Annotated in this window: 22 protein-coding genes and 1 riboswitch; of the genes, 10 read left to right on the top strand and 12 right to left on the bottom strand. The window is 49.9% G+C overall.

What is annotated here, in order from left to right:
* Positions 1 to 3: 3 nt before the first annotated feature.
* The 4 genes from AC2YIT_RS23715 to AC2YIT_RS23700 are packed head-to-tail and all read left to right on the top strand — an operon-like array spanning position 4 to position 2,631.
* Positions 4 to 840: a phytoene/squalene synthase family protein gene (locus AC2YIT_RS23715; RefSeq protein WP_430843667.1), complete on the top strand. Its 837-nt coding sequence runs from the start codon at positions 4 to 6 to the stop codon at positions 838 to 840.
* Between the two features lie 60 nt (positions 841 to 900).
* Positions 901 to 1,416 (top strand): isopentenyl-diphosphate Delta-isomerase, encoded by a 516-nt coding sequence (idi, locus tag AC2YIT_RS23710; protein ID WP_430843666.1) that lies wholly within the window; start codon positions 901 to 903, stop codon positions 1,414 to 1,416.
* 28 nt (positions 1,417 to 1,444) lie between these two features.
* Positions 1,445 to 1,918 carry a sterol desaturase family protein gene (locus tag AC2YIT_RS23705; protein ID WP_430843665.1) on the top strand — a complete coding sequence of 158 codons (474 nt, stop codon included), beginning with the start codon at positions 1,445 to 1,447 and terminating at the stop codon, positions 1,916 to 1,918.
* Positions 1,915 to 2,631 (top strand): lycopene cyclase domain-containing protein, encoded by a 717-nt coding sequence (locus AC2YIT_RS23700; RefSeq protein ID WP_430843664.1) that lies wholly within the window; start codon positions 1,915 to 1,917, stop codon positions 2,629 to 2,631. Before AC2YIT_RS23705 ends, AC2YIT_RS23700 begins: the two co-directional genes overlap by 4 nt.
* Here the strand turns inward: AC2YIT_RS23700 and AC2YIT_RS23695 are convergent.
* From AC2YIT_RS23695 to AC2YIT_RS23675, 5 genes are all read right to left on the bottom strand, one after another.
* Positions 2,609 to 3,748 carry an NAD(P)/FAD-dependent oxidoreductase gene (locus tag AC2YIT_RS23695; protein ID WP_487280809.1) on the bottom strand — a complete coding sequence of 380 codons (1,140 nt, stop codon included), beginning with the start codon at positions 3,746 to 3,748 and terminating at the stop codon, positions 2,609 to 2,611. The genes AC2YIT_RS23700 and AC2YIT_RS23695 overlap by 23 nt on opposite strands.
* A complete protein-coding gene (locus AC2YIT_RS23690) occupies positions 3,732 to 4,427 on the bottom strand; it encodes a methyltransferase domain-containing protein (RefSeq protein WP_487280808.1) in 696 nt (231 codons plus the stop codon). Before AC2YIT_RS23690 ends, AC2YIT_RS23695 begins: the two co-directional genes overlap by 17 nt.
* Positions 4,414 to 6,378, bottom strand: a complete 1,965-nt coding sequence (locus AC2YIT_RS23685; protein ID WP_487280807.1) for a UbiA family prenyltransferase — start codon at positions 6,376 to 6,378, stop codon at positions 4,414 to 4,416. The genes AC2YIT_RS23690 and AC2YIT_RS23685 overlap by 14 nt, the downstream gene beginning before the upstream one ends.
* A 241-nt stretch (positions 6,379 to 6,619) precedes the next feature.
* The gene (locus AC2YIT_RS23680; RefSeq protein WP_487280806.1) at positions 6,620 to 8,527 is read right to left on the bottom strand and encodes a family 2A encapsulin nanocompartment cargo protein cysteine desulfurase; all 1,908 of its coding nucleotides are present in this window, start codon (positions 8,525 to 8,527) and stop codon (positions 6,620 to 6,622) included.
* A complete protein-coding gene (locus AC2YIT_RS23675; protein WP_430843659.1) occupies positions 8,511 to 9,431 on the bottom strand; it encodes a family 2A encapsulin nanocompartment shell protein in 921 nt (306 codons plus the stop codon). The genes AC2YIT_RS23680 and AC2YIT_RS23675 overlap by 17 nt, the downstream gene beginning before the upstream one ends.
* A 399-nt stretch (positions 9,432 to 9,830) precedes the next feature.
* Between AC2YIT_RS23675 and AC2YIT_RS23670 the strand changes: the two genes are divergently transcribed.
* Entirely contained in the window at positions 9,831 to 10,280 is a 450-nt protein-coding gene (locus AC2YIT_RS23670) for a transposase (protein ID WP_430843658.1), read from the top strand.
* On the opposite strand, the gene AC2YIT_RS23665 is transcribed toward AC2YIT_RS23670, so the two are convergent.
* The 3 genes from AC2YIT_RS23665 to AC2YIT_RS23655 all read right to left on the bottom strand — a co-directional run bounded on the left by AC2YIT_RS23665 (position 10,277) and on the right by AC2YIT_RS23655 (position 12,453).
* Positions 10,277 to 10,741, bottom strand: coding sequence for a hypothetical protein (locus AC2YIT_RS23665; RefSeq protein WP_487280805.1), 465 nt, complete (start codon positions 10,739 to 10,741; stop codon positions 10,277 to 10,279). The genes AC2YIT_RS23670 and AC2YIT_RS23665 overlap by 4 nt on opposite strands.
* 101 nt (positions 10,742 to 10,842) lie before the next feature.
* Positions 10,843 to 11,298 carry a hypothetical protein gene (locus AC2YIT_RS23660; protein WP_430843656.1) on the bottom strand — a complete coding sequence of 152 codons (456 nt, stop codon included), beginning with the start codon at positions 11,296 to 11,298 and terminating at the stop codon, positions 10,843 to 10,845.
* A 45-nt stretch (positions 11,299 to 11,343) separates the two neighbouring features.
* A complete protein-coding gene (locus AC2YIT_RS23655) occupies positions 11,344 to 12,453 on the bottom strand; it encodes a glycoside hydrolase family 26 protein (RefSeq protein WP_487280804.1) in 1,110 nt (369 codons plus the stop codon).
* 214 nt (positions 12,454 to 12,667) lie between these two features.
* Here AC2YIT_RS23655 and AC2YIT_RS23650 point away from each other — a divergent pair, with 214 nt between their 5' ends.
* From AC2YIT_RS23650 to AC2YIT_RS23635, 4 genes are all read left to right on the top strand, one after another.
* Positions 12,668 to 13,144: an Lrp/AsnC family transcriptional regulator gene (locus AC2YIT_RS23650; RefSeq protein ID WP_430843654.1), complete on the top strand. Its 477-nt coding sequence runs from the start codon at positions 12,668 to 12,670 to the stop codon at positions 13,142 to 13,144.
* Positions 13,145 to 13,151: 7 nt separating this feature from the next.
* Positions 13,152 to 14,099: an EamA family transporter gene (locus tag AC2YIT_RS23645; protein ID WP_487280803.1), complete on the top strand. Its 948-nt coding sequence runs from the start codon at positions 13,152 to 13,154 to the stop codon at positions 14,097 to 14,099.
* 1 nt (position 14,100) lies between these two features.
* Entirely contained in the window at positions 14,101 to 14,964 is an 864-nt protein-coding gene (locus tag AC2YIT_RS23640) for a chromate resistance protein ChrB domain-containing protein (protein ID WP_487280802.1), read from the top strand.
* A gap of 77 nt (positions 14,965 to 15,041) precedes the next feature.
* Positions 15,042 to 15,605, top strand: coding sequence for a hypothetical protein (locus AC2YIT_RS23635; protein WP_487280801.1), 564 nt, complete (start codon positions 15,042 to 15,044; stop codon positions 15,603 to 15,605).
* Between the two features lie 6 nt (positions 15,606 to 15,611).
* Here the strand turns inward: AC2YIT_RS23635 and AC2YIT_RS23630 are convergent, their stop codons facing one another.
* The 4 genes from AC2YIT_RS23630 to AC2YIT_RS23615 all read right to left on the bottom strand — a co-directional run bounded on the left by AC2YIT_RS23630 (position 15,612) and on the right by AC2YIT_RS23615 (position 21,959).
* Positions 15,612 to 15,866 carry a hypothetical protein gene (locus AC2YIT_RS23630; protein WP_430843650.1) on the bottom strand — a complete coding sequence of 85 codons (255 nt, stop codon included), beginning with the start codon at positions 15,864 to 15,866 and terminating at the stop codon, positions 15,612 to 15,614.
* Between the two features lie 121 nt (positions 15,867 to 15,987).
* A complete protein-coding gene (locus AC2YIT_RS23625; protein WP_487280800.1) occupies positions 15,988 to 17,430 on the bottom strand; it encodes a SusD/RagB family nutrient-binding outer membrane lipoprotein in 1,443 nt (480 codons plus the stop codon).
* A gap of 14 nt (positions 17,431 to 17,444) precedes the next feature.
* A complete protein-coding gene (locus AC2YIT_RS23620) occupies positions 17,445 to 20,639 on the bottom strand; it encodes a SusC/RagA family TonB-linked outer membrane protein (protein ID WP_487280799.1) in 3,195 nt (1,064 codons plus the stop codon).
* A 141-nt stretch (positions 20,640 to 20,780) separates the two neighbouring features.
* Positions 20,781 to 21,959: a cysteine desulfurase family protein gene (locus AC2YIT_RS23615; RefSeq protein ID WP_487280798.1), complete on the bottom strand. Its 1,179-nt coding sequence runs from the start codon at positions 21,957 to 21,959 to the stop codon at positions 20,781 to 20,783.
* Between the two features lie 115 nt (positions 21,960 to 22,074).
* A riboswitch (SAM riboswitch) is annotated at positions 22,075 to 22,168 on the bottom strand.
* A 150-nt stretch (positions 22,169 to 22,318) separates the two neighbouring features.
* Here AC2YIT_RS23615 and AC2YIT_RS23610 point away from each other — a divergent pair.
* On the top strand, positions 22,319 to 23,401 hold the full coding sequence (locus AC2YIT_RS23610; protein ID WP_430843646.1) for a Fic family protein: 1,083 nt from the start codon (positions 22,319 to 22,321) through the stop codon (positions 23,399 to 23,401).
* The last annotated feature ends 38 nt before the right edge of the window (positions 23,402 to 23,439 follow it).

Genomic DNA, 23,439 nt, shown 5'->3' with positions numbered 1-23,439 from the left:
CTTATGAAAAGCATTTTTGACGAATTGTCGGCGTCGTGCAGCAAGAAAACCACACAGCTCTACAGCACCTCGTTTTCACTGGGCATTTATTTCCTGAAACCTGCATTGCACAGGGCCATTTACGGGATTTACGGATTTGTGCGGCTCGCCGACGAGATCGTGGACAGCTTTCTGGGCTACGACCAGACCGTGATGATGGCGCGAATCCGCAAGGAGACCCAGGAGGCTATCCGCGAACGGATCAGCATTAACCCGATATTGAACAGTTTCCAGCACGTAGTGCACAGCTACCAGATCGAATGGGAACTTATCGACACGTTTTTGAAAAGCATGGAAACGGATTTGCTTCAAAAGGAACATACGCAGGACACCTACCAGGAATATGTACTGGGCTCTGCGGAGGTGGTGGGGCTGATGTGCCTGCGTGTTTTTTCAGAAAATGATACCACATTGTATGATGCTTTGAAGCCGTATGCGATGAAACTCGGCGCAGCCTTTCAGAAAGTCAACTTTCTGCGCGACCTGAAAGCCGATTACCAGACGTTAGGCCGCACCTATTTTCCCGGCGTAAATTTCAACCTGTTCTCCGATGCCGACAAGGCACGAATCCAGCAGGAGATCGAGGCAGATTTCGAAGAGGCCCTCACGGGTATTCGTCGCCTGCCAGCCAGTTCGCGCAGAGGGGTTTACCTGGCCTATTATTATTACAAAAAACTGTTTCTTAGGATCAAGGAAACGCCGCCGGAAAAAGTAATGAATGCGCGGATCCGGATTCCCGATATTGATAAGTTCGGATTGATGTTTCGGTCACTACTGAGGCACCAGTTTGATCTTTTATGACGTTTTTGTGTTGTACAGGGAGAATATGCCCACGACACAAAACCTGAAACCCACCATCCTATGAACGACCAAGTTGTGCTTGTAACGGAAGACGATGAAGCCATTGGCCTGATGCCCAAGCTGGAAGCGCACGAAAAAGGCGTACTGCACCGCGCATTTTCGGTGTTTATTTTTAATACAAAAAATGAAATGCTGCTGCAACGACGGGCATTCGGGAAGTACCATTCCGAGGGTCTGTGGTCCAATACCTGTTGCAGCCACCCGCTCCCGGGCGAGGCTGTGCACGATGGGGCCATGCGGCGCCTGCGCGAGGAAATGGGTATCGAAGCGGATCTGGAATTCCTTTACACTTTTCAATACCGGGCCGATCTGGAAAACGGCCTTACCGAGAATGAACTGGACCACGTATTTTATGGAGTAACCGATGCCATTCCGGCTATCGACCCAGCGGAAGCCAGCGATTATAAGTACCTGACCGTACCTGAAATACAAGCCGATATTGCACAAAACCCGCATGCTTACACCGAATGGTTCAAAATATGCATGCCGGTAATAGCGCGCAGGATCGGCCATTGATCCACCCAAGAATCCCGAAACCAGCCTGATGCCACACTGGATACTAAACGCGTTGATTACCCTGGCCGCATTCGTGGCGATGGAATGTGTGGCCTGGCTGGCTCATAAATATCTAATGCACGGACTATTGTGGTCATTGCATCACGATCACCACCAGCGCGATGACGGCGATTTTTTCGAAAAGAATGATTACTTCTTCGTCATTTTCGCGACGCCCGGCATTGTCTGCCTCTGGCTGGGGCTCGATGCAGGTTTCAACTCTTTCTTCTGGATCGGACTAGGCATCACCATTTACGGGTTCACCTATTTCCTGGTGCACGACGTATTTATCCATCAGCGGTTCCGGGCTTTCAGGAGCACCGATTCCGTTTACCTGAAAGCCATCCGGCGCGCCCATAAAATGCACCATAAACACCTTGGCAAGCATGGCGGCGAATGCTTCGGAATGCTGTGGGTACCGCTGAAATATTTCCGTGAGGCCCAAAAAGCTGCCGCGAAATGAAACTGCTTTATCTGCTGGTCGACCTGGGTGCGATCTCCGTGCCGCTGCTAGCCTCGTTTCACCCGAAAATACGGCTCCACAAGCATTGGAAGGCTTTGTGGCCGGCGATATTGATTGCCGCGGTGCCGTTTATTATCTGGGACAGCTACTTTACCAAAATCGGCGTTTGGGGTTTTACGCCGGAATATCTCACTGGTTTCGGGCTATTCGGCTTGCCTATCGAGGAGATTCTGTTTTTTCTCTGCATCCCGTATGCCTGCATGTTTACCTATTTCTGTTTTCGGCAATGGAAAGGACAGCTGAGTTTAAAGTCGGAGCAAAGGGTTACCTGGGTATGTATCGGCCTTTGTCTGGTACTCGGGCTGACAGGCGCGGGTCGGTATTACACTTCCTCTGCGATGAGCTCGCTGGCTATTTTTCTTATCTATCTAAAATGGCAGGCGAAACCGCAATGGCTCGGCTTGTTCTATTACTCACACCAGTTCCTGCTTATTCCTTTCTTCATTGTCAACGGCATTCTCACGGGCTCCGGCCTGAAAAAACCGGTTGTATGGTATAACAATGCTGAAAACCTGGGCGTACGCATTTTCACAATCCCGATCGAGGATATTTTTTACGGGATGTTACTGCTGTCGCTCAACGCGTTTTTGTTTGAATATTTTCTTCAAAAAGCCGAAAAAAGAGCCACCTCTAAAACACGTCCCCATGCGTAAGGGCCACCAGCTTTGAAGTAAGCCAAGGAAATTTGTCCAGCGTTCTCAATGCAAAATCAGTCGTGCGGCTTTTCCCGAAAAGCTTTTGCAAATGATACCCCGCCCTGATTCGCGTCCCGAATGCGGCATCCCATTCCCGACGGTAATTCTGCGACGCCTGGCCATACGTTTGTTTTCCGCTAAAAAGAAACAGTAGTTGTTCCGCGAGCAGCTTGGAAGCCCTGATCCCCATGCTCATGCCATTGCCGCAAAGCGGTGTAATGGAACCGGCCGCGTCGCCGAGCAGAAAGATACCATTCGAATCAGTTTGTTTCTTATTGAACTGAACGTTGCTGATGATCAACGGCTGGGGATTTATAAACTTTGAATTTTGAAAATAGTTTTTCAAGAAAGGATTTTGAAACAGAACTGCTTCTTCCATCTGCTTTACATCCTTTCCATTTTCGATGAGATTCCGCGCGGTAGTGAGGTAGCAGAGGCAATACCAGTCGCGGTCCACTTTGGAAACACCGCAATAGCCGTCGCTGAAATTGTGTAGTTCAATTCGGTTAGCCGGAAAATCAGTTTGAATATGGTACTTGATGCCGATATAATTCTGGTTATCGGTATTTGAGATATTGTTTTCGTGCAGGTGAACAAATTGCGGCGTGTATTTGCCATAGCTTCCGCAAACCACTTTGGAAGTGAAATCCCCGGCAGAAGTACGAACTTGAAAACCATCCGCAGGGTTCCCCTGCACATCCATAACGCGGCACTCCTGTATCACGTGGGCGCCCTTGCGCGAGGCGATTTCGAAAAGGTAATGATCCAGGCTGTACCGGCTGATACCGAAGCCGCCCATTCCAAGGCTGTGGTTTAATATAAATCCGCGATCAGAACTAATGCCCAGTCTATCGATTTTAGGCAACGAGAGTTCAGCAAGTGGTAATCCCAGGCTTTCCAGAAATGGCCAGCTTTCCATAGAAATGTATTCCCCGCAAACCTTATGAAAAGGATAGTTACCCCTCTCGAACACGACCACCGAAACGTCCCGATCAGCCAGCTGAATGGCCAGACAAAGTCCGGCCAGACCGCCGCCAACGATCGCGCATTCGAAATGTTCAATCCGCGTTCCCATAGACAATCACTTCATGCCGGAACGCCCATTTGTTGTGCACAGAAAAACGGGTGGCGCCGGACTGTTTCAATATTTCCAGCCATTCTTTCCTTTTGAAACCCCTTAAAACCGACAATGGCGCATCATTCTTTACAAGATATGATTTCGAAAAAAGACGCGTCAGAAGCTTAATCGAATAATGGGCCACGGGGTTTCGTTCGAGGTCATTGATAACGAGTATGGCCCCGTTGCTCAATGCAAACTGCACGAGTTCGATAAGGTCAATTTCCGTCAGATGGTGACAGAACAGGCACGCGTGGATAATATCGACCTTTTGCAAATGCCGGTAAGTGTTCCTATAATCATCGCAAATAAGCCTTACACCACTGCCTTGAAGGTTTTCTTCGGCATAGGCAATGCAATCGGGTTTGAGATCAATGCCGTAGAGGTCGAGCGCGAAACCTGCTCTCTGGTTCCAATGGGCAATGCGTTTGAGCGTATCACCGCCCCCGCAGCCTATATCCACGAGCGTGTAGTGCCTGCCTTTTTGCAAAACACGTTTCAATGCAGCAAATGAGATGTCATAGCCACCAAGCCAGTGGTTAATAAAATCCAGCTCACGGAGGTTCTGAAAAAGATCGGCCGGGGGAATATCGTCCCCATCGAGCAGCTCTTTCTGCGAACTCCTATGCCTGAACATAGCGCAATTGCATGGTTTCAATGCTCAGCCCCGGGCCGAATGCAGCGGCGAAAATGCGGTTACCCAAATCTTCGGGCCTGGCTTTTTCGAGCACCTCTTTCAGGACAAAAAGCACCGTCGGCGACGACATATTTCCATATTTCCTAAGCACATCGTAGGTAGGTTCGAGCAGGCATTTATCCAGATCCAATGCCGTCGCGAAATCATCCACAATGCGTTTTCCACCTGGATGCACCGCCCAATGCCGGTAATCTTCCGGTTTGAGCTGCACAGATTTGAGCATAGGGCCGATATTTTCGCGGATCAGATCGGGGACGTACGATGAAAGGTTCATGATAAAACCGGTTTCCGAAAGTTGCCAGGCCATATCCGAATAACCATTGTGCAATACCATCGAATTGAAAGCGTCGATTTTCACCGGATGCATATAACGATCGTCCGGTTGCGATGATACCAGCAATGCGGCAGCACCGTCACCGAAAATCATATTCGAAAGCAGGTAATCGTCATTATACCGCTTCTGAAAATGGATCGTGCAAAGTTCTGTGCATACCACCAGCACCTTTGCATTTGCATTGCTTTTGCAAATGGCATCCGCACTCTTCAATGCCAGAATGGCCGCATTGCAACCCATAAAATTGATACTGCTGCGTTCAATAGATGGATTTAACTTCAATTCACGCATCAACTCCACATCCAGCCCGGGCGCAAACAGCCCCGTGCAGGTAACGGTAATCAAATGGGTAATGCCCTTTTTAATATTTTGAAAATCCGGAATCTGTTCGATCGCCCTTTTGGATAGCGTCGTCGCATGTCGCTGGTAAAGCTGCATACGCTCGGAAAGCGTCGGCTCGGGCATTAATGCGGTATTGCGGTTGAAAAACGTGAATTCCTCAGGCGTTTTGTCGAAATCGGGGATTACTGAATACCGCTTTTCAATGCCGGTTTTGCTTGCCACGATCTTGATTTTCCGGCGCGTATTCAAGTCGTCGGTCGACCGCAGGTAGAAATCGGTGAGCGTTTCCTGTGCATAACCATAATCGGGAACGGCTGTTTCAATAGAGGATAGATAACTCAATGGAATTCTGTTGATAATAATTAAAACGATGAAACAACTATTCATACAAATGGCCGCCACCCAGTTCATCCGCATCGTATTCCGGAAATTGGCCTGCCTGCGGTCTCTCCAAACCAGCGAGAACCAGATCCCGAACCAGATTACAATAGGGATGAAAAACACCTGGACAATGTAAAAAATCATTCCAAGTTCCCTGGTCGTAAAGTACAAATAATAAAACACATTGCAGAGCACAAACATAGCTGCTGTGAAGGCAAAAGTGCCGATATAGCCCAGTTTGTAGCTCAATGTTACCACGCCGTCGCGCAGGTCCTGCTCGTGCTGGTACACCTGCGTGAGCGGATACGCGCCCGCGATCTGGAAAGAGCAGCCCAGCAATACAAAGATATTCGCCGTATCCAGCCGCAGTGCACCGCCCGAAATGCCGGCCATCGACATATAATAGGTAAATGCCCCCTGAAAAATCACAACGGTCAGAAAACCGGCGAACGGGTACCTTTTCAGCCTGACCTGCCGGGAACTATACGCCCGCGACGCTCCGATGTAAAGCACCAGACAAAACGCGAACAACGTATTTACGAAAGCAAGCGCCAGTACGGTTGCGGCGACATCCAAAAAAATAGTGAGGTAGAAGAGGTCTCTGGTAGGAGGCGGCGGCTTTTCGAGCCCGCCAATGCTGCCCTCGTCGCGGTCAACGTAGCTGTTATACCCATTACTGGCCGGGTAAACGAGGAAATGAATAATCAAAAAGCTCCACAACGCCTGCCTGTGCACCACCTGTTCCGCCTGGCTGTATGCAAACAGGAACAGCGGTGCGAGGAAAAAGGAGAACGGTATCCTCAGGAGTTTAATAGTGTTGCGGGTGATCGGCATGAGGCCAATTTATGCAAAAAAGCGATATCTCGACGTAAGGCGGCCGTTTGCGGTCCGGTATAGTCAGGTGTTGTCATTTATAGTCAGAAATGGTCAAGTATTGTTAGGGTGGTCAGGAACAGGCAACAATCCTAAAACAACAACACTTGACTACGCCTGCATACAGATGACTACACATGACAACTCCTGACTACAGATGACCACACTTGACTACTCTTGATGATATGCGATATTGGAAAATCTATGCTCTGCGCCCTCTGCCGCTTGCTGCGAGCCGGTGCAGTGTTGCCACGAGCACGTCTATCTCCTCACAGGTATTATAAAATGCCAAAGAAGGGCGCACGGTGGTTTCGAGACCGAATCTTCTCAGAATGGGTTGCGCGCAGTGGTGGCCCGAGCGCACGGCAATGCCTTCTTTATTGAGCGCCGCGCCTACTTCCTCGGTTTTATAACCGTCCAGAACAAACGATAGCACCGATGCTTTTTCTTTCGCCGTTCCGATCAGGCGCAGACCCGGCACATTTTTCATAAAACCTATCGCATATTCGAGCAGAAAATGTTCGTATTGATGAATATTTTCGATGCCGAGCTGATTCACATAATCCAATGCCGCACCGAGGCCCACCGCATCGGCGATGTTACCGGTGCCCGCTTCGAAACGCGAGGGCGCACTATGGTATCGAATATGCTCGAATGTCACGTCCACAATCATATTGCCTCCACCCTGCCAGGGCTGCGTCGCATTCAGGATTTCCTCTTTTCCGTACAGAGCACCAATGCCTGTCGGACCGAAAACCTTGTGCCCGGAGAATACAAACCAGTCGCAGTTGAGCGCGGTGACATCCGTACGCAGGTGCGAAACGGATTGTGCGCCGTCGAGCAGCACTTTTGCTCCGACCGAATGCGCCATCTCGATAATCTGTTTGGCGGGTGTTACAGTCCCCAACGCATTTGAAACCTGAGTAAAGGACACGAGTTTCGTTTTCGGATTCAATAGTCCGGCATAGGCATCCAATAAAATCTGTCCGTCGTCGTCGACCGGGATTACGCGCAGTACCAATCCCTTCTTATCAGCCAACTGCTTCCAGGGAACAATGTTCGCATGGTGTTCGAGATGGCTTACGATGATTTCGTCGCCTGCATTCAGGTTCTGATCGCCCCAGGTTTTGGCTACGAGGTTAATCGCCTCCGTGGTACCACGCACAAACACGATCTCATTCACCGACCTCGCATTCACAAACGCCCTTACCTTCTCGCGCGCGGATTCGTAAGCGTCCGTCGCACGGGCGGCGAGCTCGTGCGCAGCGCGGTGAATATTGGAATTTTCATGTTCATAAAAATAACTGATCCGGTCGATCACCTGTTTCGGCTTCTGGGTAGTTGCCGCATTGTCGAACCAAATGAGCGGCTTGCCATTTACGCGCTCCTTAAAAACCGGGAAATCATTACGAATGCGGTTTACATCGAAAGGGATCTTGCCAATCGGACTCTGCACGGCACGCCCCAGTTGATCGCGGTCATTACCTACATGGATATTGCCGAACGAAAAAGGCGAAAAACTATGCGGTAAAAAGTTGGCGGCGCCCGGGATATGCGCCTTTTCGGTAAAATTCTCGTTCAAAAAATAATAGGACGGCAGCGACGGCGATGTACCGGAATAGGGCAAATGAGCCGAACTGCCGAAATTCGGAATGCGGCTAAAAACGTCCGTCAGGTCATGTTGCGTATCGAACTGATGCGGTAATGCAGGATTCGTCTTGCCGACAGGCGTCTGGCCGACGGGCGTCTGGCCGGCCGGTGAAATGCCTACTCCGGCGGCCGACGGCGGAACATGGCCGTCGGTAAAATGGGGATCGGGCAGGCTCGTTTGCGGCTCGCTCAGATCAAAATCCTGATGCGATTGCGAATATGAGTTCGAGGGCGATTGTGCTCCTCCAAATTCCTGCTGAATGATCCCCAGCATCTTTTGCGCTTTGGGATGGTCTTCGAGATGCGGCGAGAATACAGGGGACGGCATTTCGCCCGGCAATGCCTTGAAAAGCTCATTAGCGAGCCGTTCCAGTACTCCGGCGTCGGGCAAGTTGCCCGAAGAACCGCCCGGAAACCCCGTTGGAATGCCATCAGGCAGGCCGTCAATATTTGTATTCATGGTAGTTTCCGATTTCTACATCCTCCAAAACCGCAATCGCGTCGTCGACCAGCACGGCCAGCGAGCAGTAAAGCGACACCAGGTACGAGGCAATGGCCTTATCATTGATGCCCATAAAGCGGACAGAAAGCCCCGGCGACTGCTCACCCGGCAACCCCGGTTGATACAGCCCTACTACTCCCTGGCGGCTTTCTCCGGTGCGGAGCAAAAGGATCTTAGTTTTGCCGTTTTCGATGGGCACTTTATCGGACGGAATCAGTGGAATACCCCGCCAGGTAATGAATTGGGAGCCAAAAAGCGAGATCGTCGGAGGCGGAACGCCCTTACGTGTACACTCGCGCCCAAATGCAGCGATGGCTTTAGGGTGCAGTAGGAAAAAGCCGGGCTCTTTCCATACTTTGGTCAGCAACTCGTCCAGATCATCCGGCGTTGGCGGGCCGAGGCGCGTAGAAATCTTCTGTTTATCGGCAATGCTCGAAAGCAGCCCGTACTCGCCATTATTGATCAGCTCGCTTTCCTGGCGTTCCTTAATGCTCTCGATGGTCAGGCGCAGCTGCTCGCTGATCTGATTGTAAGGTTTGCTGTACAAATCCGACACGCGGGTATGCACGTCGAGCACCGTGTTCACGGCTGTGAGGTTATACTCGCGCGGATTCTCAACGTAATCGATAAAAGTATGCGGCAACTCGCGCTCGTCGCGGCGGGAACAATCCACTTCCGCGGTGCTGCCTTCTTTTACCTTGTTCAGGCGGTATACGCCGGACTCTACGGGGATCCAGTTTAGCAAATGCGTCAGCCAACGCGGCGTGATCGCCTCGAATTGAGGCACCGTACGGGTTGCGATCGCCAACTGCCGTGCTGCCACGTCACCTAGCGCGGTTTGATTTGGGTTTAACTTGGCCATTCTGTATTTGATTATTAATGAGAAACGAACTGCATTGCGCCACCAGATATCGCCAGAGCGCGGCCGGATTAACGATCACAAACATACGTGAACTATAAATCAGGCTTTTAATGAACCCCATAACCTGCCACCAGCCGTTTGCCACCTCATTTCTCAAATCGGCCAGCTTCCATAGATTATACCAAGATACTGTTTTCATTGATCAAACACTAGAAATAATATGCTCAAAAACCAGCTGACTACCGACTAAAATTTGGCTCATCCTCCTATCGTTTTTATAGAATTCATGGATTGATCGATTCGAAAGCTTACCACTAAAAATATTCTATATTAATTCCATAGACTATATATTATATTTACTTTTTTGTAGCTTTGGACTTCTCATTCTATCATTTTATTATGCAAGCGGGTAATCTGATCGATATTTATAAGAACGAAACCGTCGCGACCGAGGCATTTAAGGATTTCAGGTTGCGGCGTGGCATCGTGTGCAAGAAATGTGGCGGCACCCATCATTACTGGCTCGCGCCGAAGCAGCAGTTTCAATGCAAGCAATGCCGGTTCCGTACGACGTTACAGAGCGGCACCGTGCTCGAAGGCAGCAAGCTGCCGATCTCCTACTTTTTTATTGCAGTGTATATGATCCTGAAAAAAGGCAACACCTTTACGATCCAGGATTTCCAGGAAGAAACCGGTCATAAATACTACGAACCACTTTACGACTTCGTCCGGAAAGTGCGGACGTATCTAAACGCCAACGATCCAAACACCGTGCTGATCGATTTGGTGGAGCTGTTCAATTACCATTTGGTCAACCGGAAATTTCAGGAGCGGGCGATGCATGATTAGTAGGTTTTAGTAAAGTCATTGTCGGCATACCGTACTTCGCCGCCTTTCACTTTTACATAGGCGCGATACGACAACGCATGCATATTGGTAGGGAAACCGATTTTAAAAGTCTCCGTATTGAGTCCTAATTTCGCTGTTCCTTTGAACTTTGCAACGGGATACGGACCATCCACTACGAGCTCTACCGACGTTATTTCGGGCAAAAACGCGTACACGACCCCATACTCCTCCACGGGAATATTCCCGAACTTTTCAAAATTCACGGTGAAAGTCTCGATCACGCCGCCCAGCACATGGAAGGTAGCCGGGCCGGTATGTATTTCCGGGTAAGTCTGCTCCTGAGGTTTGGGATCATTTTTATGCGTGTGATTCGTGCACGCGAGCATGACGATCGCAACTAGCATAGCAGTCAGCCATGAAAGTGGTCTTGTAGCACTGATGTGTTTTCGAGTGATAACCATAACTGTGTCTTTTTTCACAATTATAGCGTCCCCGGCCACCGTTTTCCTAGCTCATCCACCAAGCGGCAACCGTTCGATTAGCAAACGGCTTATTGATAAATTCAGTAAGTCGTATTCATCCGATTGGTCGCATAGCGCACTTCGCCGCCGACCACTTTTGCGTAAGCGCGGTAGGATAATGCGTGCATGCCGGAAGGAAGGGCGATGTTGAAAGTTTCTGTATTGGCACCTATTCGCGGGGCGTTTTTGAACTTTGCCGTGGGATAGGCTCCGCCGATGACAAGGTTCACAGCAGTAGTATCGGGCAAAAATGTGTATACAACGCCGTATTCCTCGATCGGTACATTGCCAAGGCTAACAAAATTGAGGTAAAAATTTTCTACCACCCCGCGCGAGGCATTAAAAGTGGCCGTACCAGTCTGTATTTCCGGGAGTAACCTGTCCGGCATGGGAGGAGGGCTGTACTTCGGAGCACAGGCCGCAACGAATATCGTAAGCAAGCCAGTCAGGAAAAAAAGGTTTTTACGGTCGGTAAGTTTGTGAATGAAGGTCATCATCTTTTTTTCAGCAATTTTATACAAATTCTCATTCCTAAGACACTTTTATTTATACACTTCCTTCAAATCCTTTTCAAACAATGTGTAAGGATCATGGTAAAACTTCACAAAATCAGCCTCGCTGACTTGACCGTGAAAGGGTGCGTAAAAATGAGTAGGGCTTTTGGTGTCGTTCCGCCAAACGAGCACGTACGCGAGCTGCAACCGCTCCGCTTTCAAGGTTTTGAGTAGCGTTTCGGTCCACCAGGTCGGGTTTGGAATGCTTTCCAGGCCCGTTTCCGTGAACGCCGCTAGCTTACCGGCTTTCTGTGCGTAGTCGGACACGATTTCAAGCTTCTTTAAACCGGCTTCGAGGTTGTATTTTCCGTCGCGGCCGAAATCGCCGTAGTTGTCCATTCCTACCATATCCACCCATTCGTTACCGGGGTAGCGTTCGAGGAATTCATATTCGGAGCTGAATTTATTGTCCGGGGAGAATGCGTAAAGAAAGTTGTGTACGCCGAGCTGATCGCGCAGATAAGAAACGGTAAACCGCCAGACGGCGATAAAATCTTCCTTCGAGGTATGCCCCTTACCCCACCAGAACCAGTCGCCGTCGAACTCGTGGAATGGCCTGAAAATCATCGGCGCCAGTGTACCGTCTTTACCTTTGACGGAGTGTGCGAAGTCGGCGATTGTTTTGAGGATCAATTTGTATTGCTCATGATGCGAGCCGCCCGGCTTGATGAGCGCCATGGCCGGTTTGGAAACGCCATCTTTCCAGTAAAAACCGCCCTCCGAAGCCGGATTGGAGAAATGCCAGGCCACGGTGGTAATGCCGCCGCGATTATAAGTTGCTACCACATTCTTCCGCAATGCCTCGGCCGTTTTGGCGATCTCCTCAGCAGGCCGACCCGAAAGTCCCATGAAATCCACGCCGATGACCGCCGGGTGCGAGCCCGTCACCGATTTCACGTCTGAGCGCTCCTCGTCACCCGACCACCCGTGGCCATACTCCGTCGCGTGCTGGTGCCCGAAAAGAATGTACTGTTCAGAAAGTTTTTTGAGGTTTCGGTAAAGCGCGGCAGTCTCCGGCGTCGCTTGGGTATCGATTTGTGCATTTGCGGCTGCGGTATAGAGCAATGCACTTAACAGGCTCATTACAAGTCTTTTCATGCGTGTATGGTTCAGGATTTGAGATCGTGTAAAGATGGCGAATAATCGCTTTCCACATGATCGTCATTTATTTTACGATTATTTCGAATAAAATTCGAAAATTCATCAACTCTGACGAACTTTTACAATCCACTCTTTGTAATAGGTGAACTATATTCAAGATACAACGCATTTTTTTGAATATTATTCTATTCGTATTCCACTCGACAGACTCATGAACGGAACTGACATTGTTCTCGATAAAACCGACCTCAGCATTCTGCGTCTTATGCAGGAGAATGCGCGCATGACCAATGCCGACCTGGCGCGCGAGCTGGAAATGGCGCCGTCGGCGGTGCTCGAAAGGGTTAAGAAGCTGGAACAGAAGCAGGTGATCGTCAAATACACGACACGGATCAGTCCGGTGGCGTTGGGGCAGACGCTGCTCGCATTCATCACCATGAAATCGTCGGAAGGTATGGGCAGCAACCATACCGCCAGGGAGCTCGCCAAAATACCGGAAGTACAGGAAGTTCACCACATTGCAGGCGAGGATTGTTACATGGTGAAAGTCCGCACAGCCGATTCGGCATCGCTCATGGACCTGATGCGCAACAAATTCAGCAAAATACAGAGTATCACATCCACACGCACTACGATCGTCCTCGAAACGGTCAAGGAAGAGCAACAATTAGTTATACCAGAAAAATGAAATCGCCATGCAAACATCAACAAAAACTCCGTCAACATTAATGGTGGTACTGGCATTCGCCACCGTTTACATCGTTTGGGGATCTACCTATTTTTTTATCCAGCGGGCGCTGGAAGGTTTTCCACCGTTTTTCCTTGGATCATTTCGTTTCCTTATCGCCGGCTTGCTGATGCTCGGCTGGAGCCTGATGCAAGGAGAAAAGGTTTTTTCCTGGAAAGTAATGAAACCCGCCATTGTGACGGGTTTATTGTTGCTGTTTGTGGGCAATGGGGTAGTGATTTGGGTGGAACAATTCCTGCCCAGCGCAATGGTGGCTATTATGGTATCATCGTCGCCGCTGTGGTTTGTGTTGCTCGATAAACCAAAATGGTCGGAGAATTTGAGCAACAAGTCAACTATTCTGGGCCTCGTGGTAGGTTTCGCTGGTGTGATATTGCTGTTTTATGAAAAAATCATGGCAACTATGTCTTCACTGAACAGCGGCCGTGACCTTTTTGCGATGGTGCTCGTCGTCCTAGGCTCCATGGCCTGGGCGGGTGGTTCTTTATATTCCAAATACAACTCGGTATCGAACTCGGCAACAGTCAATTCCACCTGGCAAATGCTCGCCGCCGGCATCGCATTCATTCCCGGCGCATTCTTTTCCGGTGAATTCGCATCCGTTGGACTGTCAACGATCCCCGTCAATGCCTGGCTTGCTACCGGTTACCTGATCATATTCGGCTCGATTGCGGCTTTCAGTGCTTATGTATGGCTTTTGAAGGTGCAGCCCGCCACCAAGGTAAGTACTTATGCATATGTTAATCCCGTCGTAGCAGTACTGCTAGGTGTTCTCTTCGCCCACGAATCCATCACGCCCTTGCAGATTTCCGGTTTGATCGTGATTTTGGGAAGTGTTCTTTTAATTAATTTGCACAAATACAGAAAACCTAAACAGGTAGTCGCAACTTACTAATATGAAATGGATCACCCGTGAGCGCCCGAAAATTGACCGACTGGCCTGTCCGTGGCTCATACGACGCTTCATCGATCCGCAAGCGGAAATTATATATGTACCCGAAACTGAGGTGTTGGGCCAGGCAAAAGCGCTGGGCGCAACACCTTTCGATATTCCCGGCGTGGAGTTTACGCATTACGATGACCAGTGCACATTCGACTATTTCATCAAAAAATACGAATTGAAAGACCCTGCGCTGAGCGTCATGGCACCCATCGTGCGCGGGGCCGACACCGATGATCATACGCTGGCATTGCAGTCGTCCGGTCTCTGGGCGATTTCGGCCGGATTGGCTTACAATACAAAGGACGACCAGGCGCTGCTCGAAAAAGGCATGGTCATTTACGATGCATTGTACAGTTGGGCCTGTCATTTACAGAACGAAAAACACACACAAAGCCCTACGGAGCATTTGCTTTTGCAGATTTATAAAACCTATCTTGACCGAAAGAGCGAGAAGAAACAAAAGGTGCCCGCCTGGACCAAGGATCTGAAAAATATGATCCAGGACCATATCGATACCAACCTCAACCTGAATCTTAAAATTGCTTCGGAAGAGCTGGACGTCAACCCCGCGTACCTTTCGCGGGAGTTTTCACGGTACTTCGATAACCTTTCCTTCGGCGAGTACATCCGCAAACAGCGGATCGAAAAGGCGATCCAATTGCTTGAAGCTACGGACGACACGCTTGCCGAGATCGCCTACCTCACCGGTTTCTCCGACCAGAGCCATTTCAACCGCGTTTTCAAGGCGCACACCGGGCAAACGCCTTCGGGATACAGAAAATTTGTCCGAAAAAGTAAAGGAAATACAAAACGTTAAAACCGTTCTATCCTGCCGGCGCATTGGTTTTTAGAATTGCATGGCGGTTTACCCGCTTTCATCTAAAATCTCATATTATGCTCCGTCGTTTTACCGGAAAACTCCTTATTACGTTTTGTATCCTCATTACGCTTGCCAACGTCTCGCGCGCGCAGCAGCAGACACAGCCCGCGTCGGCATCCGCAAGCACAGTTGCGCCCCTATCCCCCACATACCTGCGCGTAGCCGGTTATGTAGGCATTCTGCACCCCATCGTGACATTCAGCGACGAGGGAACTACCACCAATTTCGATAGTTATTATGTAGTTGGATTACCTACCGGCATTAATATCTGGAAGAGCCCAAAAATCGGCTTCTCTGCGGAGTTTGTACCGCTGGTAAGGGCTGAGAAAGGTACAAGCAAGATGGCCAATTTTCTATTCCACCCAGGCATCCTCGTGACATTAGCACCCGGGCTTACCTTCGCCGGCCGCGCCGCTTTTGAAACGGCCGGAAGGTACGGCTTTACGCCGGTTTTGAATAAGATCGTGAAGAAAAACAAGAACAGCGGCTATTTTGTGGCGGTACCGGTGCCATTCCGCTTCGGGAACGGGCACCCGGCATCGGTCACGATAGGATTTCAGTTCGGGATCACATTCTGATCACAATCAACAACAAAGTGAGCTGTCCATAATCCGTTCAACTTCTGAAATGTCGCGGTTACGGCGGATCAGCGTCATGATTTTTTCGAAGTCGATCAGTTGGGAAGCTTCGAAAGCGATCACGCCCACGAAATTCTTGCCCCTGCTGATAAAATTCAAATGCTTGATCTTCGCCCCGTTTACAGATTCCACACTGGAAGTGATTTTGTGCAGATTCCCGGCATTCCGGTAAATGATCCGGAGAAAAAAGGTTTTGCTCATTGGTCTTGATGTTTATGTGGTTTGTTGAGAATATCGGGACGGCCGCAATCGACCGTCCCTATTACCTTTACGCCTCCGGCCTCCATTTGGTGCCAAAAGGGCACATTAAATTTTGTTAAAATTAGAATGCATCGAACCAAAGCCTGGTCGTCAGACGGTCTTCCCCCTGGGCTGCCACGGCTGCTTTGTAGTTGGACGCGTTGAGTGCCTGTTCACCGGTCGGGTATGTGAGGCGAAGCGGTAATTTTCCATTCAAAACGCCGGCATAGGCCGGTTTTAACTGCGGGTAATCCAGCCGGCGCCATTCTGCGAATGCTTCCAGTCCCTGGCTGAACAAGGCCAGCCATTTCTGTTCTCCGATCGACTTTTTATAGTTCGCGGCATCGTATGCAACCGAAGGTTGGGCCAGGTAGGCGGCAATATCCGCATTACCCACCTTGAATTGCTGCAACGAAGCCGTCACTGCCTGCTTGTAAAGATCGGCTGCGCTTTCAGTAATAAATCCGCGTTGCGCCGCTTCCGCAAGGTTGAACAAAACTTCGGCATAGCTCACAAAAACCGCCGGTGAAGCCGGTGCGGTGAAGTAATCGCCCAGTTTGGAAGTTTTAGTAAAACCCAACTTCGCCGCTGAATCCGCAGGAAGGCCATTGGTTACGCCGATGTAGCCGGTAGGCGTCGCGTCGACGGTTTTATTGGCGAAAACGGCCAGGCGCGGATCTTTCAGCTCCTGCAACTTATCGATGATCGATTTGCTGACGCGGTAGTCGTCACGCGTTTCGCGGTCGCGCGAAACGGGGTTCTGGTTGGGCGATGCGAGGTAAATGAGCTGGGCAATTTCGTCGTTGGAAGCAATGAGAGCACTTTTGTCCCTGGCAAGCTCCGTCACCACAGCTTTGGCGGCCTCAGGTTCCTTGTCGGCAATGCGCAATGCAATGCGGAGGCGCAGGGAGTTCGCGAACTTCTTCCATTTGGTGAGGTTACCATTGTAAACAAGGTCCCCGCTGATCGGTGAACCGCTGGTATTGATCAGTTCGGCCGCTTTTTTGAGGTCATTCAAAAGACCAATGTAAACGTCCTTTTGCGCGTCATATTTCGGCGTGAGCGTCTCGTTCAATTGCAGCGCCTGGCTGTACGGAATGTTACCGTACAAATCGGTCAACAGCTGAAAAGACCACGATTTCAGGATCAGCCCTACCGCCTGGTAATTGGTATTGCCACTCTCCTCCCCGAGTTTGATAATGGTAGCAAAATCGGTGAGTCCCTGCGAGTAAAGGTTCGTCCAGACGTTCTGCACGTTGGCAATGCTTACTGTATACTTGTCCGGGTCTGTATATTGAATTTTAGCCCAATGCTGAATGAACAATGTGGTCGTTTCCATCGAAGCATCCGAGCCTAGCGTCAGGTCTGCATTCGACTTGATGGCATTGGCCAGCAAATATTCCGGCTGGGCTTTGATCGCCTCGTTCGGGTTGATATTCGTTTCTTCGAGCTGATCCTGGCAAGCCGTCAAGAGCAGGCCGGCGGCAGCGATCACAAATCCTTTGGTAATGTTATTGGTACGCATGAATATGGGTCAATTTAAAAGCCTAATGAAATGTTAAAACCGTAAGAAGCTGTCGTCGGCAGCTGCAACGATTCGAGCCCCTGGCCGGTATTGCCGGTGTTGAAAGCCGTTTCAGGATCGATGTTGTCCGCTTTCTTTTGCAGAAATGCCAGGTTGCGTCCATACAGAGAGAGGATCAGGCTTTGCAGTTTGAATTTGGAAATAAATGCCTGCGGAACGGTGTAGCCGAGTTTTACCTCACGCAGCTTGATGAACGACGCATCGAACACGCTCGCCTCGTTGATACCCGCGCTGTTGCTGTAAACACCTTTGTAATAGCGCTCCGCCGGAACGATCACGGTATTCGGCTTGCCATCGGTGGTTACGCCTTTCGCAATGATACCATCGTCGTACACGATCGCGCCCGAAGGTGCCGCTGCCGCATTAGCCACTTGCACAGCCACACCGGCTTTGTTGTTGCCAGGATAATAGTAGGTCAGCCCGCCATGTTCCGCGTCGCGGCCGGGCAAAGTCGATTTCAGCACGCCGGTATAGCGGCCGGTCGCATTCGTAGCCGAGTAAATGGAGCCGCCTTGTTTGGTATCAATGAGCACGCTCAGGTTAAAACCTTTGAAAGAGAACGAATTGTTCATCCCGCCCATCCATTTCGGGGTGTAATGCCCCAACACTTGCAGGCTCGGATTCTTGGTAGGCAAGCCGTTGGCACCGATGATCTGCTCGCCGTTTCCATCCCGTGCAAATGCCGAGCCGAATATCGCGCCGTAGCCCAGTCCTTTGCTGGCATAAACCGTTACTCCATTGGTACCCAGTTTATAATCGTTCAGAAAACCCTCGTCGTCGAGTTCCACTACCTTGCTGCGGTTTCTTGAAAAGTTGATGCCGATGTCCCATTTAAAACCCGATTCGGTTTCGATCGGCTTCACATTCAGCATCGCCTCAATACCACGGTTATTAATACGCCCTGCATTCAGGAGTTTCTGTTTGTAGCCTGTCGAAGGGCTCACGTCCGCACGTAAAATCTGGTTATAACTATCGGTATTATAATAACTCACATCCAATCGCACACGGTTGCGGAACAATGCGATATCGGCACCGATTTCCGTCGACTGTGTGATTTCCGGCTTCAAGTCCTTGCTCAAAAACACATCCGAAACCGTCAGCAAAGGGGCTGCGCCGAATGGCTGATTGAATGGATAGGTATTTACCAATTGATATGGATCGGTGTCTTTACCGACTTCGGCCCAGCCGCCGCGGAGTTTGGCATAGGTAAGTACATTGGATTTGATATCGAATGCGTCGGTCAGTACCAGACTCGCATTCACCGAAGGGTAAAAGTACGAATTGTTACCGGCAGGCAAGGTCGACGACCAGTCGTTACGCGCCGTGAGGTTCAAAAACGCGTAGTTGCGGAAGCCCACCTGCGCGGAGCTGAATGCGCTGTAAACCTTCTGTTTGCGCAACACATTATAGGATACCAGCGGGTCGCGCGAGTTATTCAGCGTGTACAGGTCAGCTACGGCCAGGCGGGGTGCCTGCTGGTAGTTCTGCTCGTTGAAATTGCTTCGAATGTTTCCACCCACCAGCCAGTCAAGTTCAAAATCAGCACTTACATTCTTGTGAAAATTGAAATTGAAGTCTGTATTGTTCTCATTCACGACATAACTGTCCTCGGTATAAGAGCCATAAGGCGTACCATTGGTGCCGTAAGCGACTTTGAACTTGCGCTTGTCGTTATAGTAGTCGTTACCCGTGCGCACATTGGCTGTGAGCCAGTCGGTAATTTTATAGTTCAAATTCACATTACCGAAAAAGCGGTCGCGGCGTTGCTGGGCGGTATTTTCGTATTGCAGCAGGTAAGGATTGCTGTAATAGCTGTGGTTCCAGTTGTAATCGAAACCGCCTTTATTGTAGTCTTTCAGCAACTCGGTATCCACCTGACGCCCAAACCACAGGAATTGAAGCATTACGCTGCTGCCGCGCCCAGACGTACCGGGCAGGTTATCGGAGCTGTTTCTGGCAAAATTCGCGCTCGTCGACAAAGTCAGCTTGTCGTTCAAACGGTAAGTCGTATTTACCCCGAATGAATTTTTGGAAATATCCGTATTCGGGATCACACCGGTTTGCTTGCTGTTGTTGAAGGAGAAGCGGTAATCCACCTTGTCGTTCGAGCCTGCCACCGACACGCCCGTGGTTCGCGTATGCCCCGTTACGAAGAAGTTCTTTACGTTATCCGGGTGCGCCACAAACGGTACTGCCTCTCCATTCGAAAAGAACTGGGGTATCAGCCGTCCGTCCATTCTTGGGCCCCAGCTTTCGTCGGTAGCGTCATTGACACCGCCACCCTTACCATTCACATAAGAGAATGCGCCACCCGTTCCCTGACCGAAAACATTCTGATATTCAGGCAGCACCAATAGCTTCTCCGAAGAATAGCCAAAATTCACATTCACGCCCAGGCCGCGCTGCGTGCCTTTGCCGCTTTTGGTTTTAATTAAAATCACCCCGTTGGAAGCGCGGGAGCCGTACAATGCAGCCGCATTCGGCCCTTTCAGCACGCTGATCGACTCGATGTCGTTCGGGTTAATGTCCGCAATCGCATTCGCAAAATCGCGCGAACCATTGGCGCCGGCACCTAGCTGCGAGTTGTCGACAGGGATACCATCCACCACGAAAAGCGGCTGGTTATTGCCCGCGATCGACGTTTCGCCCCGTATCACGATCCGCGATGAGCCCATCCCGCCCTGGCTGTTGGTAATGTTCACACCAGCAACTTTACCCGATAATGCATTCACCAGGTTGCCTTCGCGCGCCTCTGCAACGTCCTTCGTTTGCAACTCCTGCACCGCATATCCGAGCGACTTCTTCTCTTTCGCAATGCCGAGCGCCGTTACCACCACTTCCTGCAAGATCGTTTCGTCGCTTTCGAGCCGAACGTCGAGCTTTCCGTCCCGCGGAACGGGTAATTCAATGGATTTTAAACCGATAAACGAAAATTTCAATATCGAACCGGCGTCGGCCTCGATGGCGTAGCTGCCGTCGCCGTTGGTGGAGGTGCCTTTGGAAGTACCTTTGATAAGAACGGTTACGCCGGGCAGCGTTTCGCCGCTGGTGGAAGTGACCTTACCGGTCACCGGGATCGTTTGCGCCTTTGCCGGTTGCAGCCAGGCGACACTGAACAGGAGGAAAATCAGTACTAAATTTCTTCTCATGATGTGGATTGGAAGTTAGGGACAGCTTAAATGTTTGGGACTCAGTTTATATTCTACTTATTTTATAGATTAAATATACAAATATAATACAGCGGCATTATTTCCAATACTCAGGCTACTATTTTTCGGTTAAATTAGCTACTACGCCCAGCTGGCGATCTTTTTCCAACCCGCTTGTGTCGAAACCACTGGGTCGGATTCGTAGATCCGCGTAATGGCGTCCACTACGAGATCCAGCTCTTCGAATGTGTTGAACTTGCTGAACGAGAACCTTACATTCTCCTTGTCGGCCTCGCACGCCAGCGCCTGTATCACATGCGACGCGCCACCACCCTGGCACGCGCTACCGCCCGAAACCTGAATGCCGACCTGGTCGAGCTTGGCCACCAGGCTCCCCGTGCTTAAACAGGGAAACGAAACGCTCAGCACATTGGCGACGCTATTTTCCGTCGATTTGCTCTCGCCGTTATAACAAATTCCCTCGATCCCGCTGATTGCCAGCTTCGATATCAGGTATTGTTTCAGCTTGGAAACCTTGCTCCGGCTGGCTTCCAGGTTGCGGTAAGCTACATCCAGCGCTTTCGCCAGCCCCACGATGCCCACGACATTCTCCGTCCCGCCGCGCTGACCACGCTCCTGCCCTCCGCCGTAAATCAGCGGTTTCAGGTGGTGCTTTTGATTAATGTAAACAAAACCCGCTCCCTTCGGACCGTGAAACTTGTGTGCCGAGCCCACAAGGAAATCGATATCGGCCTCTTGCAAATCGAAATGTGCCTTACCCATCGTTTGGGTCGTATCAGTAAAAAACACCGCATTGTACCGCCGTGCCAACACGCCGATCGCGTGGATGTCGGTCAGATTCCCGATCTCATTGTTCCCATGCATGAGCGCGATGAGTGTGCGCGGGTTCGCCCGCAGTAGGTTTTCGAGGTGGTAGAGATCTACATTACCGCGTTCGTCGAGCTTCACGAAGCTTGTTTCAATGTCTCCCTCTTTCTCGTGGCGCTTCAATGTCTGCAACACCGCCTTATGCTCAATGCGGCTGGTAATAACGTGGCTAAGGTCATAGGCCTGAATTGCCCCCGACAATGCAAGGTTGATTCCCTCCGTCGCCCCGGCCGTAAAGTATATCTCCTCCGGCGCAGCGCCCAGTAAATGCGCTACCGTACGCCGTGCCCGATCAACGGCCTCTTTTACCCTTCTGCCCGCGCCGTGCGCCGACGAGGGATTCGCATAATGGTTGGTCAAAAACGGCAGGATTGCCTCAATCACTTCAGGGTCCAGCGCGGTAGTAGCCGCATTATCCAGATAAATTTCCATGTGTTTCTGGTTTGTCGTTGATCAAAGTTTGTTAGCGGCAAGGCACAGGTTTTTCAAGGCCTAACCAGCCTGATTTACTGCACGGTACCAGTTTATTACTGTGGTTGGATTTTCAGATTTATCAATAGAATTAGGTTGGGGCACCTTGACGTGTCACAGGTTGCCAGAAGATCACAGAGCCTAACCTCTCCCTTCGTTCTTAATAAATCTATAAATTCGATAGACAAAGATTGATAAAAGATTTTAAGAATGCAAAAAAACGAGGGCGTTTTTTACCATCGAAATTTGAACGAGGGCGTTTTTTTGATATTTTTACCCTCGTTCTAAAAACGCAGGTAATTTTCACCGTCGTTCTTTTTATGAAATACAGCCCGTTAATACCTTATAATAATCTACCTGATTTGCCTCCAAAGGGCAAAATAGAAAATATAACCGTTCTCAAAAAGGTGATTTCGGCCAGTAGGGCACTCTCGGAACTAAAAGGTGCCATTACGAATCTCCCTAATCCGCTGCTGTTTATCGACACGATCAACTTACAGGAAGCGCAGGCCAGTTCCGCCATTGAGAATATCATCACTACGCAGGATGCTCTTTTTCAGGCATCCATTGTCGAAAAGAATATCGATGACGCTCCCACGAAGGAAGTAATCCACTATAAAGATGCATTATGGTATGGGTTAGAGGAAATAAGGAAAAAGCCAGTCCTGACGACCAACCTTTTTATCGCGATCATGCAGATCATTAAGGAAAATCAATCAGGCATCAGAAACATTCCGGGGACTCAACTAAAAAACCCGGCGACAGGACAAGTTATTTACACGCCGCCTGACAGCGAAGAAATTATCCGGAAAAAGCTGGCTGCACTTGAAAACTTTATCAATATCGACGACGATCTGGATCCGCTGATCAAACTTGCACTGATACACTATCAGTTCGAAGCCATTCACCCGTTTTTTGATGGTAACGGCCGTACAGGACGGATTATACTGCTTCTTTATCTGAAACAATGCGGCCTGCTCGATTTACCCGCGCTCTATCTGAGTAGCTATATTCTGAAAAACAAGAATGCATACTACCTCAATCTTCGCCATGTGACAGAACAAGGCAAATGGGAAAACTGGATCCTGTACATGTTGGATATGATCGAAGTTACTTCGCGTGAGAGCCAAATCCGGATCGAGCGTATTGCAGCTTTGATGAAAGAAATGGGCGAAGAAATCCAAAGGACGCTTCCGAAAATTTATTCCAAAGATCTGCTGGAAGTCATTTTCAAGCTGCCTTACACTAAAAGAAGTTCATTGGAACACGCCGGACTGGGAAATATCAAAACGGTTGGCAACTATCTGAAAACCCTTGAAGAGAACAATTTCCTTCAAAGCGTGACGGTGGGAAAGGAAAAGCTCTATCTGAACTTCCGGCTTATGAATGTGTTGAAAAGTTAACCCAGGTTCCTCAATACAGCCGGTTGCACACCCATCAA

Source organism: Dyadobacter sp. SRI_021 (genome assembly GCF_057586235.1).
The sequence above is the reverse complement of the archived record's forward strand: the minus strand, read 5'-3'. Positions and strand labels throughout refer to the sequence as shown.

Coding starts and splice junctions, on each gene's coding strand:
- AC2YIT_RS23715 (WP_430843667.1), top strand. CDS start 4: ATGAAAAGCATTTTTGACGAATTGTCGGCGTCGTGCAGCAAGAAAACC.
- idi (WP_430843666.1), top strand. CDS start 901: ATGAACGACCAAGTTGTGCTTGTAACGGAAGACGATGAAGCCATTGGC.
- AC2YIT_RS23705 (WP_430843665.1), top strand. CDS start 1,445: ATGCCACACTGGATACTAAACGCGTTGATTACCCTGGCCGCATTCGTG.
- AC2YIT_RS23700 (WP_430843664.1), top strand. CDS start 1,915: ATGAAACTGCTTTATCTGCTGGTCGACCTGGGTGCGATCTCCGTGCCG.
- AC2YIT_RS23695 (WP_487280809.1), bottom strand. CDS start 3,748: ATGGGAACGCGGATTGAACATTTCGAATGCGCGATCGTTGGCGGCGGT.
- AC2YIT_RS23690 (WP_487280808.1), bottom strand. CDS start 4,427: ATGTTCAGGCATAGGAGTTCGCAGAAAGAGCTGCTCGATGGGGACGAT.
- AC2YIT_RS23685 (WP_487280807.1), bottom strand. CDS start 6,378: ATGCCGATCACCCGCAACACTATTAAACTCCTGAGGATACCGTTCTCC.
- AC2YIT_RS23680 (WP_487280806.1), bottom strand. CDS start 8,527: ATGAATACAAATATTGACGGCCTGCCTGATGGCATTCCAACGGGGTTT.
- AC2YIT_RS23675 (WP_430843659.1), bottom strand. CDS start 9,431: ATGGCCAAGTTAAACCCAAATCAAACCGCGCTAGGTGACGTGGCAGCA.
- AC2YIT_RS23670 (WP_430843658.1), top strand. CDS start 9,831: ATGCAAGCGGGTAATCTGATCGATATTTATAAGAACGAAACCGTCGCG.
- AC2YIT_RS23665 (WP_487280805.1), bottom strand. CDS start 10,741: ATGGTTATCACTCGAAAACACATCAGTGCTACAAGACCACTTTCATGG.
- AC2YIT_RS23660 (WP_430843656.1), bottom strand. CDS start 11,298: ATGATGACCTTCATTCACAAACTTACCGACCGTAAAAACCTTTTTTTC.
- AC2YIT_RS23655 (WP_487280804.1), bottom strand. CDS start 12,453: ATGAAAAGACTTGTAATGAGCCTGTTAAGTGCATTGCTCTATACCGCA.
- AC2YIT_RS23650 (WP_430843654.1), top strand. CDS start 12,668: ATGAACGGAACTGACATTGTTCTCGATAAAACCGACCTCAGCATTCTG.
- AC2YIT_RS23645 (WP_487280803.1), top strand. CDS start 13,152: ATGCAAACATCAACAAAAACTCCGTCAACATTAATGGTGGTACTGGCA.
- AC2YIT_RS23640 (WP_487280802.1), top strand. CDS start 14,101: ATGAAATGGATCACCCGTGAGCGCCCGAAAATTGACCGACTGGCCTGT.
- AC2YIT_RS23635 (WP_487280801.1), top strand. CDS start 15,042: ATGCTCCGTCGTTTTACCGGAAAACTCCTTATTACGTTTTGTATCCTC.
- AC2YIT_RS23630 (WP_430843650.1), bottom strand. CDS start 15,866: ATGAGCAAAACCTTTTTTCTCCGGATCATTTACCGGAATGCCGGGAAT.
- AC2YIT_RS23625 (WP_487280800.1), bottom strand. CDS start 17,430: ATGCGTACCAATAACATTACCAAAGGATTTGTGATCGCTGCCGCCGGC.
- AC2YIT_RS23620 (WP_487280799.1), bottom strand. CDS start 20,639: ATGAGAAGAAATTTAGTACTGATTTTCCTCCTGTTCAGTGTCGCCTGG.
- AC2YIT_RS23615 (WP_487280798.1), bottom strand. CDS start 21,959: ATGGAAATTTATCTGGATAATGCGGCTACTACCGCGCTGGACCCTGAA.
- AC2YIT_RS23610 (WP_430843646.1), top strand. CDS start 22,319: ATGAAATACAGCCCGTTAATACCTTATAATAATCTACCTGATTTGCCT.